Origin of the sequence: Thermococcus celer Vu 13 = JCM 8558, from assembly GCF_002214365.1 — an archaeon.
Classification (GTDB): Archaea; Methanobacteriota_B; Thermococci; order Thermococcales; family Thermococcaceae; genus Thermococcus; species Thermococcus celer.
This window is the reverse complement of record NZ_CP014854.1, coordinates 602,106-618,780: the sequence shown is the minus strand read 5'-3', so window position 1 is coordinate 618,780 and position 16,675 is coordinate 602,106. Positions and strand designations below refer to the sequence as shown.

The window sequence follows — 16,675 nt, the reverse complement described above, 5'->3', positions numbered from 1 at the left end:
CCCTCCACCTCCCATCACTCCGTCATGTCCTTGAGCTTTTTCAGCTCTTCCTCGGAAAGGGCCGCTCCTTCATCCCCATCCCAGGATTTCCCTTCCTCCGGCGGTCTGGACCCGGGAAGGGGCGTCTCCCTCACCTTCTGGAGGATCCTCAGCAGGCCTATCAGCGCTTCCGTGTCGTACGGGACGATCAGGTTGCCGTACTTGGCGAGCTCGGGCATCTTCTCGATGTACTGGAGCGTCAGGTACTTCTCGTCGGCCCGGCTCAGCGCCTCGAGGACCTTCCTTATGGCCTCGGCCTGACCCTCCGCCACGAGTATCTGCCTCTGCTTCTCACCCTCCGCCTGGAGTATGGCCGCCTGCTTCTGGCCCTCCGCCTCCTTGATGGCCGACTCCTTCTTACCCTCGGCGAGGAGTATCATGGCCCTCTTCTCACGCTCGGCCGTCATCTGCTTGGCCATCGCGTCCTGGATGTCCCTCGGCGGGTCTATACGCTGTATCTCGACGCGGGTTATCTTGACGCCCCAGCGGTCGGTCGTCTTGTCGAGCTCCTCCCTGAGGCGGGCGTTGATTATGTCCCTGCCCGAGAGGGTCTCGTCGAGCTCCATCTCGCCTATGATGGCACGGAGGTTCGTCTGGGCCAGCTTGATTATCGCCATGAGGAAGTTGCTGACGTTGTAGACCACCTTGACCGGGTCGAGTATCTGGTAGTAGACAACGGCATCGACGGTTACCACGACGTTGTCCTTACAGATGACCTCCTGCGGCGGGACGTCGACGACGTGCTCGCGCATGTCCACGACCTTGACGCGTTCCATGAAGGGGACTATGAAGTGTATGCCCGGCTCGAGGATCCTGTTGAACTTTCCGAGGCGTTCGACGAGTCCCTTCTGGTAGGGCCGTATCACCTTTACGCTCAGCAGGAGCATCAGCAAAAGAAAAACGCCCAGTATCAGCAAAGCCGCACCTGCGAAGGGTTCCATTACCATCGCCTCCAGTCATTATTCAAATTTTGGAGGGTTGAAGTCCTTATAAATGTTGCCCTGCATTAGCGGGCCAGTTGGGGCCAGATACACAACTGGACGGCATCGACACCCCGGAGCGCCGAAGATAACGCGAGAATCGTCGATACCTGAGGATGCTCCAGAATTAATTTTTGGCCAACTGGGCGTGAATTGTTGTTCAAATAAAAAAAGAACGGGGCTCAGTACTCCGGCTTCTGATACATCGAACGGAGCATGAGCTCCTCGACTCTTACGTCCTTTGGAAGCCTCAGGAGGTACTTCACGGCCTCGGCAACCTCCTCCGGCTTGAGGAAGCCCTTCTCCTTTGGCTTACCCGGTTTGCTTCCGCCGAAGTAGGTATCCACTGCCCCGGGCCTCAACTCAAAGAACCTTACGTCGGGGTTCTCGATCTGGAAGGTCTTTACGAGGGCTCTGGCTGCCCACTTGGTGGCCGTGTAGCCGCCCCCGTAGGGCAATAGCCTTGCAGAGACGTCGGAGGTAACCGCCACAACGACCCCGTTGGTCTCCTTCAGGTTCCTGAGAAAGGCTTTGATCGTCCTCCACATCCCGAGCAGGTTGACCTCTATCATCTCGTGGAACTCCTCTTCCCCGAGCTCCTCGAGTCTGCCAAAGTACCCAAGCCCGGCGTTCGCCACGACCACGTCCACCTTCCCAAAGCGTTCTATGGTTTTGTTTGCGAACTCTTCGACGCTCTCCGGCCTGGAGACGTCTAAGTGGTGGTAGAAGACCTCCCCTCCAAGCTCTTCCGCCAGTTTTTTGAGTCTCTCAACGCTCCTCGCCCCAATGGCGAGGGCGTAGCCTTCCTCCGCCAGGGCCCGGGCTATGGCTTCACCTATCCCCCTCGAGGCCCCGGTAACGACGGCAACCTTCATTTTTCCACCTCCTCTCCAGGGAAATACACATCGATCCTCCTAACGTCACCGGATCTTACCATCTCGGCGTATTTTCCTTTGATTTTGTTGCCCTCCACCGTTATCTTCTCCTTCCCGGTGTCAATCACCACGGTTGACTCCTCGAGCGGCATCTCCCAGGTGTTCCTCCGGGAGGGGTTGTGATAAACGACCCTGACCCTCCCGAACAGGTTAAACGCCACCCTGCCCTCCTCATCAAAAAGCCACCCCGGAAGGGTCGGGCTAAAGACGAGCGCTATTTCGCCGTTTTCCAGCCTGAAGGGCCCCTTACCGATGAACATAATTTTCCACATGCTCAGGAATTCGGCGTTTGCCCCGGTTAGCCTTGCAACAAAGCCGCCCCCGTGGAGCTTCTCATCCGGGTAGGCGCTGCTGACTATAAAGGACGAGTTCTCGAGCGGGCTCCTTCCATAAATCTGGGGGTCAAGGAAGGCCACGATGACGTTCCTGAAGTCCTCGTAGAACTCCTCGAACAGACCGCTCTTTATGAGCTCGAGCATGTACTTGTATTCCATGTGGAGCCAGATGGACTCGTTCTCCAGCCAGCCGGGGGGGAAGGCCTTTGCCCTCCCTATCTCAATCGGCTGATCCTTCAGGGAGGAGTTGAGCTTGTACATTTTTAGCTTCCTGTCGTAAAGGTCACTCTCCTTAACTTTTTTATAGAGCTCCTTGAGGTAGCCTTTGTCTTCCCTGAATAGCCTGAACTGTTTGACGATGCCCTCCAAAAAGAGCGGCATTCCCTTTCTCCTGAACCTGAGGATTCTCACTTCACTGTCTTCACCGATTTCCCATTCAATGGGCTCGTAGTAGAAATACATCGGCATCAGTCCATTGTTCTCTTTGATGACCTCTTCGAGCTTCCCCATCAGTTTTTCCCTCAGGGTTCTCAGCCCATCGAGGAGGTCACCCGCCCTGACTTCAACCTCCGAGCCCTCGAATCCCAGCCTTGTCCTCTCCCTGTACTCCTCCCTCAGAGTGGAGAGGGCATTCCAAAGCCAATGATCCCTCCCAGGATCTCCTCTCTCAAGATACTCCCCAACGAGTCTGAGCTCCTCTCTGAAAAGCCACCAGACTTCCTCGGGAACCCTGAGGGTCTCCTCCGGGAATTCCTGAAATACGCCCATGAGCAGGTTAAGGAGCCTCACGAGCTCGACGCTTTCCCCTACCGACGAGCCGAAGAGCCCCGGGAGCCCGTTGAGGGCATCGTACCACCCCGGTTTTCCTGCCTCCATCTCTATTCCTATTCCCTCAGGGTCGAGGGTGGCGAACTTTATCAGGGCAAGGTTGAGGAGTTTTGTTGCGAGGTTGGTCCTGTAAATCTCCCCTTTACCTTTTTTGGTCCTCATGAGGTGTTTGGGTTCATTTCTGGACTCTATCAGAGCCCTCTTTTCCTCATCCGGGGCCAGTGAGTTGTACTGCCTGACCCTCCCCTTTTCAACCACGTATCTCTTGCCCCTCGGAAGGACCACCATGTAATTGTCGTAGTAAGTGTAATCATGGTCTTCGAAGAAGAGTTTCCTCTTGTTTTCCGGGTACACCCCGAGGTAGCTCTCGATGAGGTCGAGGTTGTAGGTCCAGTGGTCACACCAGTACCCTTCCCCGTGCTCCGCGATGACCTCCTCCTCGCAGTGTCCAAGGAGTTCTTCGAAAAACTTCTCCTCCGAAACCTTCAGGTTTATGCCCTTCTCCTCCATGAACATTATCAGCTTTCCAGGGGTAAATGGTTCCTTAAGGAACTCCCTCAGCTCCTCGCTCTTATCCACGAGACGATCCAAAAACTCCGGGGAGTCCTTCAGACGGTACCTTACGCCGTTTATTAAAAGCGGGTTGTAACCGTCGGCCTGTATCAGGCTCACGAAGAACTTAACGTCGTACTCCTTTACCCCGGGATGGAAGAAAACGTCCTCCCTTCTGTTCTGGTTGACATCACGGTAGCTGCCGTTGCCGCTCGAGTAGTACTCAGGCGTCAGCACAAAGTAATTGTAGTCCCTCTCCTGGTCACCGTGCCTCCTCAGGTAGATGTAATAAACCAGTGGCTTTGATGACTCCATGATGAGGGGATAACCTCCCCTGAGGACGTTGTCAAGGTAGCACTGCTTGGAATACTCGTCAAAAAGTCTGGAAGAGGTTTCCGTGTGGATATCCTCCACGATTTCCTCTATCACTTCCTGGGCTTCCTCGTATTTTCTTCTCAGGTATTCCTCGTCCGCGAACTTGCGGGAATATTCATCCAGGAGGGAGATGTGGGGGGCGAAACCTATCACGGAGTATATCGTCACCTCTTCACCCGGGCTGAGGTCGATTTTAAGCGGCGTGAAGGCTGAGGGGATTTTGTTGAACGTTGCCTGTTCGGCTTCGGTGAGATCGGACAAGGGCTTTTTGATGAACTCCTCCGGTCTTAGGTAGGAGGTGTCGGGCCCAAAGACGATTTCAGGGTCAACTATCGGCCTGACCAGCCGGCTCTTTCCGCCTTTCTTCACGAACGTTATGTAAAAAGTGCCCTCGGTGAGCTCCTCAACCTTTGGAACGTCCTCGGTTGAGGATTTGAGCTTGAAGAAGGGCATGTTGTTTTCGAGGTTGTAGACTTCCATCCATGCCTTTATCGTCGTCAGGATGTTCTTCAGCACGAAGTCGTTTGTGCCATAAGGAACCACAATGGGCATCCCGTCGAGCATCTCGAGCTCTCTGGTTAATCCGGAGATGTTTTTAATCGTGGTCCTCCTGACCAGTGCGGAGATTCTTTCGTTCGGTATCGTGTAGTAGAGGACGTTTATCTTCAGACCGAGCTCTTCGTTGATTTCCTCTATCTCAAGCTCGTTTCTACCGATGTACATCCTCTGGATAACCTTTTCGCTCTCTTGAAGAGTGAAGGGCTCGTAAAAAACTCCTTCAGAGGGAAGTTTTATGAACGTCCTAAAACCCAGAGTCCTCACGGACTGATAGGCTTTGACCGCCGAGTTGAACTCCATTATGGCGTGATCCTTGTCGCTTATGCCAAAAGAGGTGACGCACTGGGCCCTGTTGACGTAGAAAACCCACATGGGGATGCTCTTTTTACCCCCTATGCCCGGTAAAAAGCTTGCGAAGGGCCTTGAGGAGTTGTAGTTCTCCATCACGAATCTACCCTCTTCATCAAAGTTCCCGGGCTTCATGGCCTTCACCCCTCAACCAGCCTGTAAACCCTAACGTAGTCAACGTACATCCTCGCGGGGAATTTGGTGGTGGCGGTCGGCCTACCGGGCCAGTTCCCGCCAACGGCGAGGTTGAGTATGATGTAGAAGGGCCCATCGAAGACCCATTCATGCCCCATATCCTCAACCTGTTTCCTCGTCACCACGTGGTAGAGATGCCCATCAACGTACCATTCTATCCTGTCCGGGAACCAGTCAATGGCAAAGACGTGGAAATCCTCCGTGAAATCCGGAACCCCCTCCGGTAGAGTGTAGCTCTTGGTTATCCCCTTAGAACCAGAATACCCGGGCCCGTGGATCGTTCCGTGCACTGTTTTGAGTTCATGACCGAGAAACTCCATTATGTCTATCTCCCCGCACTGGGGCCATCCAACCTCTCCAATGTTCGCTCCCAGCAACCAAAAGGCCGGCCAGAGCCCCTTGCCCTTGGGAAACTTCATCCTTGCTTCTATTCTCACCGGAGGTTCGAACTCGACTTTTCCTTCGGTCTTCATTCTGGAGGAAGTGTACATGTAGGTGCCGTACTGGTCGGTTACCCATTCTTTCCTTGCCTCTATCACGAGCACACCATTTTCTATCACCGTGTTGTTCGGGGTGTAGTATTCAAGCTCGTTGTTTCCCCAGCCGGGTACTCCGTAGGCCTGACCGTTTCCTATCTCAAAGGTCCAGTATTCCTCGTTTACTGCATTCCCGTTGAACTCATCGTGCCATATCAGCTCCCACGTCCTGTTGCCCTCATGCAGGACTTGGGGAACTTCCTCTACCGGGGTTGTTTCAGTCGTGTTCTGAACCTGGGAGGATGTTTGAGTTATCGAGGTTCCGGTCTGGGAAGGTTCCATCGTTGATGTTGATTGGGACTGGGGAGATGTTATGCAACCCGCCACCACGGTCATCAACAACATTAAGACCATCGAAAGTGCCACGGTTCTTTTATTCATAGTCAGTACACCCCCTGAGTCTCTTTGGATTCTGTAAAGTCCTCTGCAAGATGCTCCATTTCCCGGGCAAAACTGTTAAAATCTATTAAATCGAGCCCGTACTTCCTCAGCGGCTTATATCTCCCGGGCTCATCGACCACGAGCAGGGCGTCATGGACTATTGCCGTCACGCCGACAAGAACATCGTTTGTGTGGAGTTTCACCCTCTTCCTCAGGAGTTTCCCTGTTATCACACTGGCTTTAACTATTATCTTCTCATCCAGCGGGAGTATCTGGTACATCTCTTTCAGTATCAGAAGCTGCTTGTAAGGGTCCTTTCCAAGGGCGGCTTTCGTGGAAAGGTACTCGTAGAGGGTGATTTCAGAGACTAACGGCTCGAATTTTAGCAGTACCATCTCAAGCAGGGGGCTGTTCTTCTTTGTGTGTATTTTCAAAAGGACGGAACTGTCGAACATTATCTTTTCTGACACTACCATAACATCAACTCCTTACCCCTTCAGCATGTTCAGCAACTCTTGGGCCGTTTCGCTCTCCTCCTCATCGAGGCCCATCTCATCAAGCTTTTCTTCCAGTTCACTGGAGTGCCACTTCTTCAGCAGGATCTTAATCACAGTGTCATAGGAATTAACATCCAGTTTTCTTTTGAGCTTCTTTATGGCCTTCCAGGTGTCCTCATCAACCGCTATGGTCTTCAAGGTTTACCACCTCCGAGATAGTTCTCTCTAATCCTTCTGGTCAGCCCGTTATTCTTCACGATCTCCCGGTAAAGGTTCACGCTCTCCTTCCTTGGAATCCTTTCCTTTGTTATCAGATCGACCTTGTAGAGGCCAAACCGCATCCCAAACCCCATTCCCCACTCATAGTTGTCCAGCAGAGACCAGTGGAAGTATCCCCTCACGTCAATGCCTGACTCAATGGCTCGCTCAACTTGAGCTACGTGAGCGGCTATGAAGTACGGCCTCAGGATGTCTTTTGAGTCCGCTACCCCGTTTTCCATGATGTAAATGGGCAACCCATGGGCGGAGGCCGCTTCGAGGCTGTTGTAGAGTCCCTCAGGGAACACTTCCCAGCCAAGCTCGCTCACGTATCTCCCATCGGCCGAGAGTGTGTTCGGCAGGCATGAATACCCGTACCCGGGAACCCCCTTGAAGGCGGTTATCGGTATCTCCTTGAATCTAACCTCAGAATGGGTTACAACGTCCCTCGAATAATAGGTCATCCCTATCCAGTCAAGTCCCTTTAGATGGGGCACTTTTGTCATGGTTTCCATGTCGAATTCAGCGTTGAGGTTACCCTTGGTTATGGCCTCAAGGACGAAGCCGCTGTTGAAGAAGTTGCTCATCTCTGCCGCCTTAACATCCCTTGGGTCGTCGGGGTCTTTGGGGTAGGTGGTGTGGATGTTGTTCATTATTATCCCGACTCTGGCATCTTTTCCGGAGAACTGTTTTATAGCATCGTAAGCTCTCGCATGGGCGTTCACTATGTTTATAATCGCCTTCTTTGCCCCTGCGGGATTGCTCACACCTGGGGGGAAACCGGAATAGGGCGCCAGATAGCCCAGCTCAACCATCACTGCCGGCTCGTTGAAGGTGGCCCACATGTCGATGAGGTCACCGAAGCGGTATGCCATATAAGCCGCGAACTTGGCCAGCTCCAGTACCGCCCTCTGGTTGACCCACCCATTATTTTCGTTTTCGAGATTTCTCTCGCGGGATTCCACCGGGTCATGAAGCCATACGGGAAGGCTGTAGTGTATCAATGTCAGGAAGACCTTAAACCCCAGTTTCTTAAGGTTCAAGAGCACCTCCCTGTAATGCTCCACTTCCTTCCTGTTTGCAATCCTGTCGAGTTCTTCTAAGTGATCCTTAGTTATCTTTATCGCCTTGATGAGACCGTTCCCATCCGTCTCGTACTCAACCTCCACCCCATAGGTCGGACACGGAAAGATTCTACTCCACTCCACGCTCAACGAATAAGCGTTAAGGCCGAGACCTTTGGCGAGGGAATGGTCCAGTGGGTAAAGTTCGTAGTTGTTGATGCCCTCCTCCGGGAGATCGCCACTCACGAGGCCCGTTTTCAGGTTTATAGGATCCCTGACCCACGTCCACCAGTCGCTACGGGTGTCTATGTTTCTGTGGAAGATATCACCCATCTCAAACTGGAATGCGGATTGTGAAACGCCCCAGAAAAATTCCTTCATTTTTCACCCTCCGTTTTCCCTTCAGAGTGCAGTTTTTCAACGTTTCTGTTCAGCTCACTGAACATAACCACCATCTCTTCGTAGGGTTCATCCTCAATATTTACGAGCCCGTAGTTGCTGTTTTCTCCGTCCCACCTTCCTTCCTTAGGTTCATCGGCGTATTTGAACCAGTGGTAGCCAACCACATATGGGAGCTCCATCAAGCTCTCTATGAACCTCTTTGTATATTCAGCTCTTTCCTTCTGGGTCTGTACCGTTATCCCCGCTCCTTTCGTGTTTGGAAGACCTGAATCCATGGCCCTGAAGGAGAACTCCGTTATCATTATGGGCTTCCCCGAGAGTTCGTGGATGCGGTCGAGGTAATCCTTCGGCGCCACCTGGAAATTGTAGAGGTTCAGGGATATGACATCCACGTATTTCCCGGCAACTTCAAAGACCACCTCAGGAGGCCTGATGAAAGGAGAAACCGCAAACCTCACCCCCAGAATAAGGTGGTTCGGATCAACTTTCCTGATCTCACCCGTTATCACACTGAAATACCTCTCGGCGTACCTTCTGGCGAATTCCCTCCGGGCTTCGTTGAAAACCTCCGTTGATGGAAGCTCTCCGGTGTAATTCAAGAGCTCATCAAAACTCTTGTATTCAGTTTTTAGCTCCCGATTCAGCCGACCTATGTCCCCGTCGAAAACGTCCTCCAGCACCTCGACGGCCACCTTCTTCCCGGGCGCATCGGGTGAAAGCTTTATAAAATCGTCCAGCAGATGGTTTCCGGATCTCCAATCAGGGCCCCAACGGAGCTCGTTATCGGTGAAATATCCAATTATCAGGGGGTTGTCCTTCATCGACTCAATGTTGAAATAGACAAACTTCCTCACGTATTCCTCAAAATCCTCTCCAAATATGTCCGGCATGGTTCCATGTTCCCAGTTAAAGCCGTAGTTTGCCCCAATATCCAGGACTGGGGTGCTGGGAAACAGGTAGTACAACTCTTTTGATGACCAAGACCCAACGGTATTAAAACCCCACTCAACAAGCCTGCGAGAGGTCAAGTTAACCCACTCATCAATGCCCCCGTACTTCCTCAAAACGTTGGAGTAGTAGGGAGCGTAGCCAATGGCTGGCGAATAGTCACCCATGTAATTGACGGCATTAACGCCCTTTGAGACGAAGGCATAACCTTCGGGATCAACGAGCCAGTAAACGCCGTTTTCATCCATCTCGACCCTAAAGTAACCACTGGCTTTAAACTTTTTCTCTTCCCAGCCGCCAAAATCGGAGTATCCCTCGGGAAAATTAAGTTTCGGCTTCATAACATCCTCTCCGGATGGGGTTGTCGAGTTTGAGGTCTCAACCTCCCTGCCTACGGTAGAGGTCTGGTTAATGGGGGAGGTGGGGGAACCCCCCTTCGGAGTGCCCCCTATGCACGCTGAGAGGAATACAATGATGATCGTGAGGGCCATAACCATGCTATAGAGCTTTCTCTCCATAATATCACCGTAAAAATAAATAAAGGGAGATCACCTTCTCCTCCTCAAGAGGAGAGGCACCACTGCGAGGGCCACTATGATTCCCGGACCGCATATTCCTCCTCCGGCCGTTGTCGTCTCCGTGGTGGTTTCAGTAACTTCCACCGCTGTAAGAACCAATGGATATCGAAGCCCAAGCCTGGTTCTCGACGGGTATTCCAAAGAAATCAGCGAGCTGTTCCGAAACTTTCTTCACCATAGGTGCAATGTCAATTAACACTTCTCCTGAGGCCGGCAGCTGCTCCTCCGGCATGAAGAGAAGCACTCCCCATCCACCGCCTGAGAGCGCCCTTTGGATTGTGAACTTCATGTTTGAAAGCTTTCCGTTGACTATTACGGTGGAGGTGAGCTCTCCCACCTCTGTTCTGTCCCCAACTATACCTCCAAAGTCATCCATGAAGGGTACATAGACCTCTCCGAGCGGTGCTCCCTCGGTACTCTCGAACCAGATGTTTATTCCAAATCTCACGAGTGCATTGTTGTCTTTAGCGATGTCGTACTTCACCTTTACCCAGATGTGGTCATAGTTAGACAGGTTGGAGGCGGGCATTGGAAGCTGGGCGTAATCGTAACCGCCGACCGGGGGCTTGTCACCCCACCACTGGGCGGGGGCCCTTCCGTCTATTATGACTTCGGGAGTAGCCCAGGCTATCCCTCCCCACTGGGTCTTGACGTTCTTCAGGTTAACGTAGAAGGCGAAGTCTTCCGTGGACTTTGTGAACTTCATAAACACTTCTCCATCTCCGCCAACGATGTTCCAGAAGTTGGTCTGCATCCACACTGTTCTACCATCGCCCAACTGAATGCTGTTATTAAGGTACTGGTCCCACCAGGTGAACTGCACGTCCCCTTCCTGGGCGGGAGCCGCTGCAACGTCCCTTATCTCGGAAAGTGACATCGCCGAGGCGTAGCCCGAAAGAAAAATCACAAAAACAAAAACTGCCACCAACAGTTTTCCTGCTCTTGTCATGGGATCACCCGTTAATAACATGGGTGGCTACATATAAATATTTTTCTATTTGTATAATTGTGTGGCTACACGAAATACTTATAAGTAACCACTAAGATATAATGGATAGGATGAAGTATAAAAAGCAACTGGAGGCTTAACCATGCCCGGAAAATTAGAAAAAATCGCGAGCTTTATGGTGATTTTTGTTTTGCTTATGGGGTTTCTCGCAACGCTTCCCCAGGCAAGCGCTCAGATTTCCCTGCCCAGAGAGGACACAGTTTTCGTTACCGGAGCACAGTGGGCTCCTGCATCCACATGGAACCTGCTTTCACCTTCCCAGACATGGGGCACCTACTTTACCGGCGGTTTTATGTACCTACCGCTGTTCCAGTATATCGCAGGCCTGAACTTATGGCTACCAATAATAGGGAAAGACTTCACACTTGTGAACCAGACGAGTCTGATAGTCCACCTGCGCCCCGAAGCAAAATGGAGTGATGGGACACCCATAACCGCTCAGGATGTGGTTTGGACTTTCCAAATGTCAAGAGAACTCGGCTCCGGTCCTGCGGCAGGTTCCGAGCCCTACATAGGTGATGTGAAGGCCATAGACGAACATACGGTTGAGTTTACAATCGGTCCTGAGGGCAACTTACCCATGTTCCTTCAGTACTCCCTTCAGTTAGCCCCGGCTCCAAAGCACGTCTATGAGAAAGCTTACGAAAAATTGGGATCATACGTAATAAACTGGAGGAACTGCGGGAACGTCTGTAACGACGTGGTTTCTACCGACGAAGGGGACGTGGCAATGAACCTTCCCCAGGTTGTTTCTGGCCCTTATAAGCTGTACTACTTCGATGAGCTCAGGATAGTCTACGAGAGGATCGACGACTGGTGGGGCAAGGAGATCTTTGGACTGCCAGCTCCAAAGTATCTCGTTCACAGGATATACCTGAGCAACGAGCAGGCCCTTCTGGATCTGAGACAAGGCAACGTTGATTGGTCCGGAATATTCATACCAAACGTCGGGAAATTCAAGGAGGTTGGGACCTTCTATAAGAGTCCACCCTATTTCAGGCCGGGAGCCTTTGTGATGCTTTACATGAACAACAAGAACGAGATTCTAAGCGATAAAAACCTCAGAAAAGCAATAGCTTATGCCATAGACTACCAGGAGGTCCTCACCAAAGCCTTCTACGGTTATTCGGAGCAGCCCTCCATGTCACTGGTCTTTACCGTCTTCCCGCATTACCGGAGGTGGCTTAACACCACCCTGGCTAAAGAGTACTGGGGAAACCCAGAGGGCAAGGTTCTGACTGATACGGAGAAAGCCAAGCAGATACTTCAGAAGGCAGGCTACAAAGATGTTGATGGGGATGGCTTCCTGGAGACGCCCGACGGGAAAAAGATCGAACTCAACATAATAATCCCCACTGGATGGACCGACTGGATGATTGCCGCTGACCTCATCGCCAGCGATCTCCAGAATATTGGGCTAAACGTTGTCGCAAACCCCGTTGATTACGGTGCGTACTGGGGCTACATACAGGGTGGGGACTACACCTTAGCACTTGGATGGACGGCATCCCCCTCATTTTACCATCCATGGGATACCTACAGGTACGTCCTGGATCCCAGGTTAGCCCCTCCGACGGGAAACTGGGAGTACTACAACAACTCGCAGGCTTTGAATTTACTCGTTAATGCTTCGAAGGCCAAATCAGAGGATGAACTTATGAATTACTACACGAAGATCCAGAGGCTCATTTACGAGGAAGTACCATCCGTCCCAATCGCATATTCCGTTCAGTGGTACGCCTACAGTGAGAGATACTGGAAGGGCTGGCCCAATGAGAATAACCCGTGGTGGACGGAAGTGGCACCGTACAGGGAGTATTCTCTTGCATTGTGGCTGCTCTTTGGACTCTCAAAGGCAGGGGAGACGGTCAAAGCTCCGGAGTGGGCAAAGCCGGTCGACGAAGGTGGCTTGCTGATACCGAATACAGAGGTCTTTTCCCAGATCTCGGGAGCCTTCGTGCCGACTTTCAACGTGACCGAAACCATGGAAACGTCAACGCCCTCTGAAACCATTTCTTCACCATCAACAACCACCACGACTGGAGGAGGAGTAAACAGCTCGAGGTTCCTGATTGGGCTCGGAATAATTATCCTCCTGGTCGTTGCCGTAATGGTAGGCATTAGAAAGGTCCTGAAGTGATAGGAGGGAAACGAAGTGAGGCCAGTATACAGGTATCTCCTCATTAAAATTTCTTTTTTACTCGCCACTTATTTTGTTGCAACGAGTCTAGCTTTTCTGCTTCCTAGGATAGCACCTGGAAACCCGGTGCAGCAGATAATAGCACAATACTCCCAGGGTTCCATCTCACCGGAACTTCTGAGTGACTACCAGAGACGACTCATAGAGGAGTTCGGGCTGAACAAGCCCCTCCACGTTCAATACCTTGAATTCCTCAAAAATGCATTTTCAGGGAACCTGGGGTATTCGATATCCTCCTTCCGGCAGCCCGTCACAGACCTCATAGCATGGCACCTGCCCTGGACCCTTCTCTTGCTTGTGCCGGCTACTCTCGTCTCTTGGACCATCGGCAACTACCTTGGAGCAAGGGCGGCCTACAGGAGGGGCACCCTCTTTGAGAAAAGCATCGTTTCAACGGGAATAGTGCTCTCTCAGATACCCTACTACTGGATGGCGATGGTGCTGATATACGTATTCGCAATAAAGCTGGGCTGGCTCCCCACGGGCTCGGCATACGACCCCACACTCACCCCCTCCCTGAGCTGGACGTTCCTAAAGAGCTACCTCTACCACTACATACTGCCGTTCCTCTCCATAGCGCTGGTAAGCACCGGAGGCTGGATCATCGGCATGAGGGTTCTGGCGGCCATGGAGCTGGGTTCGACCTACGTTACGTTTGCTGAGAGACTTAACGTTAATAGTGAGATAATATTCAGGTACGTCCTGAGGAATTCCCTGCTCCCGCAGATTACTGGAATTGCAATACAGCTTGGAACCGTCATGGCCGGGCAGATAATCACGGAACAGATATTCAATTACCAGGGAATGGGCATTCTGCTGGCCAGGGCCCTCGGATCGAGGGACTACCCAATGATACAGGGTATATTCCTTATATTAATCGGAACCCTGCTGATTGCTAACTTCATTGTGGAATTCCTGTACGTGCTGATAGACCCGAGAATAAGGCTTGGAGCAAGAGAGGAATGAGGTGAGACTATGGACAAGGAAATACTCTACGTTCTATTCAGAAACAAGCGATTTACACTGGGACTCAGCATATTGATGTTTGAATTCATGCTGTCGATCTTTGGAGCATATATGTATCCTGTTGATCCCTTCGCCCCATCCGGGCCCCCGGCGGTCCCCCCAAGCACTCAGTACCTCCTCGGAACGGACCAGTTTGGCAGGGACATTCTGGCACAGATCATCATAGGCATAAGGAACTCCCTTTACGTGGGCGTATTGACGGGCATCTTCTCGGTCCTCATAGGTTTAATTATAGGAGCTGTGGCTGGAATAAAGGGAGGGCTTACAGACGAGAGCCTCATGGCATTTACCAACGTGGTGATCACCATACCCAACGTCCTGCTGGCAATAATAATAGCAACCTACCTCGGTCTGGAGAAGTCTGGTTTGACCGTGGTTGCGGTCATAATATCCCTGACGGCCTGGCCCTGGTTTGGGCGGGCAATCAGAGCTCAGTTCCTGAGCCTTAGAGAAAGGGACTTTGTCAGCTTTTCCAAGATGGCAGGTTACGGTGACATAAAAATAGCCGTGTTCGATATTCTTCCCCAGGTTGCCACCTACATAGTGGTGTCCTTTGTCACGTTCATGAACATAGGCATAAATGCCGAGGTCGGCCTGAGCATACTCGGACTGACGCCAATAAAGATAATGACGCTTGGAAAAATGCTCTACTTTGCGGCGGTCACCCAGGCCTACTTCCTGGGCCAGTGGTGGGTGTTCATACCCCCGGGAATTCTTCTCGTGGCACTCTCCACGGCACTGCTCCTGATATCCCAGGGTATAGAGCAGGTGTTCAACCCAAGACTGAGGGAGGTATAGCGACATGTCCGAGAGGATGATTTTAGAAAACGTGAGGGCCTACTACAGACAGCTTAAGGGGACCACTGAGTACTTTGTGAAGGCCGTCGATGGGGTTAACTTCACCATATACGATGGAGATATCATAGGCCTCGTGGGAGAGAGCGGCTGCGGGAAGTCAACCCTCGCGAAGGCACTCATGTTCGATTTCCATCCACCCCTTGAGTTCAAGGGCGGGCGGATTGAGTTGATCACCCGGGATGGGAAGAGGTTCAACGCGTCCCAGTTTAAGGGCATAGATACGGTGAAGAAGACCCTCTGGGGGAAGCATATAGCCTACGTCCCCCAGGATGCACTCAACGCCCTGATGCCGACTATAAAGATCAAGAAAATAGCCTACGACATCCTCAGGTCTCATGAAAAGGGCATCACACTGAAGAAGACCATTGAACTGTTGAAGGAAAGGCTGGCCGAGCTCGACCTTCCAGAGTACGTTATCGACGTCTATCCCTTCCAGCTGAGCGGTGGGATGAGGCAGAGGGTAGTTCTGGCGATGACGACCCTGCTAACTCCAGAAGTTCTGATAGTGGACGAGCCAACCTCGGCACTGGATGTTATCACGCAAAAGATAGTGCTGAAGGCACTGGTTCAGCTCAAAAAGCTCGGCTTTGTGGATAGCATCGTCTTCATAACCCACGACATCTCAACGGTGAGACAGATAGCCAACCGCATAGCCGTCATGTACGCGGGCAGGATAGTCGAGGTTGGCTCTACAGAGCAGGTAATAAACGAGCCCTTACACCCCTACACCGAGGGTCTCATCCACTCTGTGCCATCGATAGAGCTGGAGGGCAAGGAGAAAGGCATCTCTTACATTCCTGGCCATCCCCCCAATCTGATCAATCCCCCCGCCGGTTGCAGGTTCCATCCGAGGTGCCCCCACGCCATGGATATCTGCAGAAAGGAAGCTCCCCCGCTCATGAAAATTAACGGGAATCGTATAGTGGCTTGCTGGCTCTACGGGGGTGAGAAGGGTGAGTAAAGAAATGCTGGTCTGCGAGAACGTCAGCAAAGTCTTTACCTCTGGCTTCCTCAGCAAGATAACCGTAAAAGCCGTTGACGACGTCTCGTTTACCGTCAGGGAAGGCGAGATAATCTCGCTCGTCGGCCAGAGTGGCTCGGGTAAAACCACCCTTGGCAGGATGATACTCAGACTGCTCCCACCCACCTCGGGGAGGATACTGTTCTACGGCAGGGACATATGGAAGGATATAAAGAAGAGGGAGGAACTCAAGGATTACTGGAGGCAGGTCCACGCAATTTTCCAGAACCCGATGGGAAGCTTCAACCCGTTTTACAAGATTGATAGGGTTCTGGATCAAGCCCTGGAACTCCTGGAGATCGAGCCAAAGTCTGAAGAGGGAAAGGAACTCAAAGCAAAGGCTCTGGAGGCCGTTGACCTGAACCCTGACGAGATACTTGGAAAGTACCCCCACCAGCTTTCGGGAGGACAGCTCCAGCGCATCATGATAGCCAGGAGCTGGATCCTCAAACCCAAGCTCCTAATAGCCGATGAGGCGGTCTCAATGCTCGACGTTTCCACGAGGGGTAAGATAATGGAGATATTCAACGAGTTCAGGAACAAACTGGGCAGTTCCATCATCTTCATCTCCCACGACATAGGTCTCTCCTATTTCATCTCCGACAGACTGTTCATAATGTACAAGGGAAAAATCGTCGAAAGGGGAACCCCGCAGGAGGTCATTGACAACCCGAAGGAGGACTACACCCGGCTCCTGATTGAGAGTGTCCCCACGATTTATAGGAGATGGGAGGACTTTGAGGAGGTGTGAA

15 protein-coding genes are annotated in these 16,675 nt (G+C 51.9%); 5 read left to right on the top strand and 10 right to left on the bottom strand.

Features of this window, described 5'->3' with window-relative positions:
• Window positions 1-14: 14 nt before the first annotated feature.
• From A3L02_RS03455 to A3L02_RS03410, 10 genes are all read right to left on the bottom strand, one after another.
• Window positions 15-980, bottom strand: a complete 966-nt coding sequence (locus tag A3L02_RS03455) for an SPFH domain-containing protein (RefSeq protein WP_088862638.1) — start codon at window positions 978-980, stop codon at window positions 15-17.
• Between the two features lie 221 nt (window positions 981-1,201).
• Window positions 1,202-1,894: an SDR family oxidoreductase gene (locus A3L02_RS03450; protein WP_088862637.1), complete on the bottom strand. Its 693-nt coding sequence runs from the start codon at window positions 1,892-1,894 to the stop codon at window positions 1,202-1,204.
• Window positions 1,891-5,085 carry a cellobiose phosphorylase gene (locus A3L02_RS03445; RefSeq protein WP_088862636.1) on the bottom strand — a complete coding sequence of 1,065 codons (3,195 nt, stop codon included), beginning with the start codon at window positions 5,083-5,085 and terminating at the stop codon, window positions 1,891-1,893. Before A3L02_RS03445 ends, A3L02_RS03450 begins: the two co-directional genes overlap by 4 nt.
• Before the next feature lie 5 nt (window positions 5,086-5,090).
• Window positions 5,091-6,062 (bottom strand): glycoside hydrolase family 16 protein, encoded by a 972-nt coding sequence (locus A3L02_RS03440; RefSeq protein WP_088862635.1) that lies wholly within the window; start codon window positions 6,060-6,062, stop codon window positions 5,091-5,093.
• Window positions 6,063-6,064: 2 nt separating this feature from the next.
• On the bottom strand, window positions 6,065-6,538 hold the full coding sequence (locus A3L02_RS03435) for a type II toxin-antitoxin system VapC family toxin (RefSeq protein ID WP_088862634.1): 474 nt from the start codon (window positions 6,536-6,538) through the stop codon (window positions 6,065-6,067).
• Window positions 6,539-6,550: 12 nt separating this feature from the next.
• Entirely contained in the window at window positions 6,551-6,757 is a 207-nt protein-coding gene (locus tag A3L02_RS03430) for a hypothetical protein (RefSeq protein ID WP_088862633.1), read from the bottom strand.
• Entirely contained in the window at window positions 6,754-8,262 is a 1,509-nt protein-coding gene (bgaS, locus tag A3L02_RS03425; RefSeq protein ID WP_088862632.1) for a beta-galactosidase BgaS, read from the bottom strand. The genes A3L02_RS03430 and bgaS overlap by 4 nt, the downstream gene beginning before the upstream one ends.
• Window positions 8,259-9,749, bottom strand: coding sequence for a glycosyl hydrolase (locus A3L02_RS03420; RefSeq protein ID WP_237268634.1), 1,491 nt, complete (start codon window positions 9,747-9,749; stop codon window positions 8,259-8,261). Before A3L02_RS03420 ends, bgaS begins: the two co-directional genes overlap by 4 nt.
• A 30-nt stretch (window positions 9,750-9,779) precedes the next feature.
• On the bottom strand, window positions 9,780-9,893 hold the full coding sequence (locus A3L02_RS10450) for a CGP-CTERM sorting domain-containing protein (protein ID WP_257789354.1): 114 nt from the start codon (window positions 9,891-9,893) through the stop codon (window positions 9,780-9,782).
• Window positions 9,880-10,758: a hypothetical protein gene (locus A3L02_RS03410; protein WP_088862630.1), complete on the bottom strand. Its 879-nt coding sequence runs from the start codon at window positions 10,756-10,758 to the stop codon at window positions 9,880-9,882. Before A3L02_RS03410 ends, A3L02_RS10450 begins: the two co-directional genes overlap by 14 nt.
• Before the next feature lie 142 nt (window positions 10,759-10,900).
• Between A3L02_RS03410 and A3L02_RS03405 the strand changes: the two genes are divergently transcribed.
• From A3L02_RS03405 to A3L02_RS03385, 5 genes are all read left to right on the top strand, one after another.
• Window positions 10,901-12,958: an ABC transporter substrate-binding protein gene (locus tag A3L02_RS03405; RefSeq protein ID WP_088862629.1), complete on the top strand. Its 2,058-nt coding sequence runs from the start codon at window positions 10,901-10,903 to the stop codon at window positions 12,956-12,958.
• Window positions 12,959-13,315: 357 nt separating this feature from the next.
• Window positions 13,316-13,984 (top strand): ABC transporter permease, encoded by a 669-nt coding sequence (locus tag A3L02_RS03400; RefSeq protein WP_237268654.1) that lies wholly within the window; start codon window positions 13,316-13,318, stop codon window positions 13,982-13,984.
• A gap of 9 nt (window positions 13,985-13,993) precedes the next feature.
• Entirely contained in the window at window positions 13,994-14,842 is an 849-nt protein-coding gene (locus A3L02_RS03395; protein WP_088862627.1) for an ABC transporter permease, read from the top strand.
• A gap of 4 nt (window positions 14,843-14,846) precedes the next feature.
• Window positions 14,847-15,863 carry an ABC transporter ATP-binding protein gene (locus A3L02_RS03390; RefSeq protein ID WP_088862626.1) on the top strand — a complete coding sequence of 339 codons (1,017 nt, stop codon included), beginning with the start codon at window positions 14,847-14,849 and terminating at the stop codon, window positions 15,861-15,863.
• Complete coding sequence (locus A3L02_RS03385; RefSeq protein WP_088862625.1) at window positions 15,856-16,674, top strand: ABC transporter ATP-binding protein; 819 nt, start codon at window positions 15,856-15,858, stop codon at window positions 16,672-16,674. Before A3L02_RS03390 ends, A3L02_RS03385 begins: the two co-directional genes overlap by 8 nt.
• Window position 16,675: the final 1 nt, after the last annotated feature.

Coding starts and splice junctions, on each gene's coding strand:
- A3L02_RS03455 (WP_088862638.1), bottom strand. CDS start 980: ATGGAACCCTTCGCAGGTGCGGCTTTGCTGATACTGGGCGTTTTTCTT.
- A3L02_RS03450 (WP_088862637.1), bottom strand. CDS start 1,894: ATGAAGGTTGCCGTCGTTACCGGGGCCTCGAGGGGGATAGGTGAAGCC.
- A3L02_RS03445 (WP_088862636.1), bottom strand. CDS start 5,085: ATGAAGCCCGGGAACTTTGATGAAGAGGGTAGATTCGTGATGGAGAAC.
- A3L02_RS03440 (WP_088862635.1), bottom strand. CDS start 6,062: ATGAATAAAAGAACCGTGGCACTTTCGATGGTCTTAATGTTGTTGATG.
- A3L02_RS03435 (WP_088862634.1), bottom strand. CDS start 6,538: ATGGTAGTGTCAGAAAAGATAATGTTCGACAGTTCCGTCCTTTTGAAA.
- bgaS (WP_088862632.1), bottom strand. CDS start 8,262: ATGAAGGAATTTTTCTGGGGCGTTTCACAATCCGCATTCCAGTTTGAG.
- A3L02_RS03420 (WP_237268634.1), bottom strand. CDS start 9,749: ATGGAGAGAAAGCTCTATAGCATGGTTATGGCCCTCACGATCATCATT.
- A3L02_RS03410 (WP_088862630.1), bottom strand. CDS start 10,758: ATGACAAGAGCAGGAAAACTGTTGGTGGCAGTTTTTGTTTTTGTGATT.
- A3L02_RS03405 (WP_088862629.1), top strand. CDS start 10,901: ATGCCCGGAAAATTAGAAAAAATCGCGAGCTTTATGGTGATTTTTGTT.
- A3L02_RS03395 (WP_088862627.1), top strand. CDS start 13,994: ATGGACAAGGAAATACTCTACGTTCTATTCAGAAACAAGCGATTTACA.
- A3L02_RS03390 (WP_088862626.1), top strand. CDS start 14,847: ATGTCCGAGAGGATGATTTTAGAAAACGTGAGGGCCTACTACAGACAG.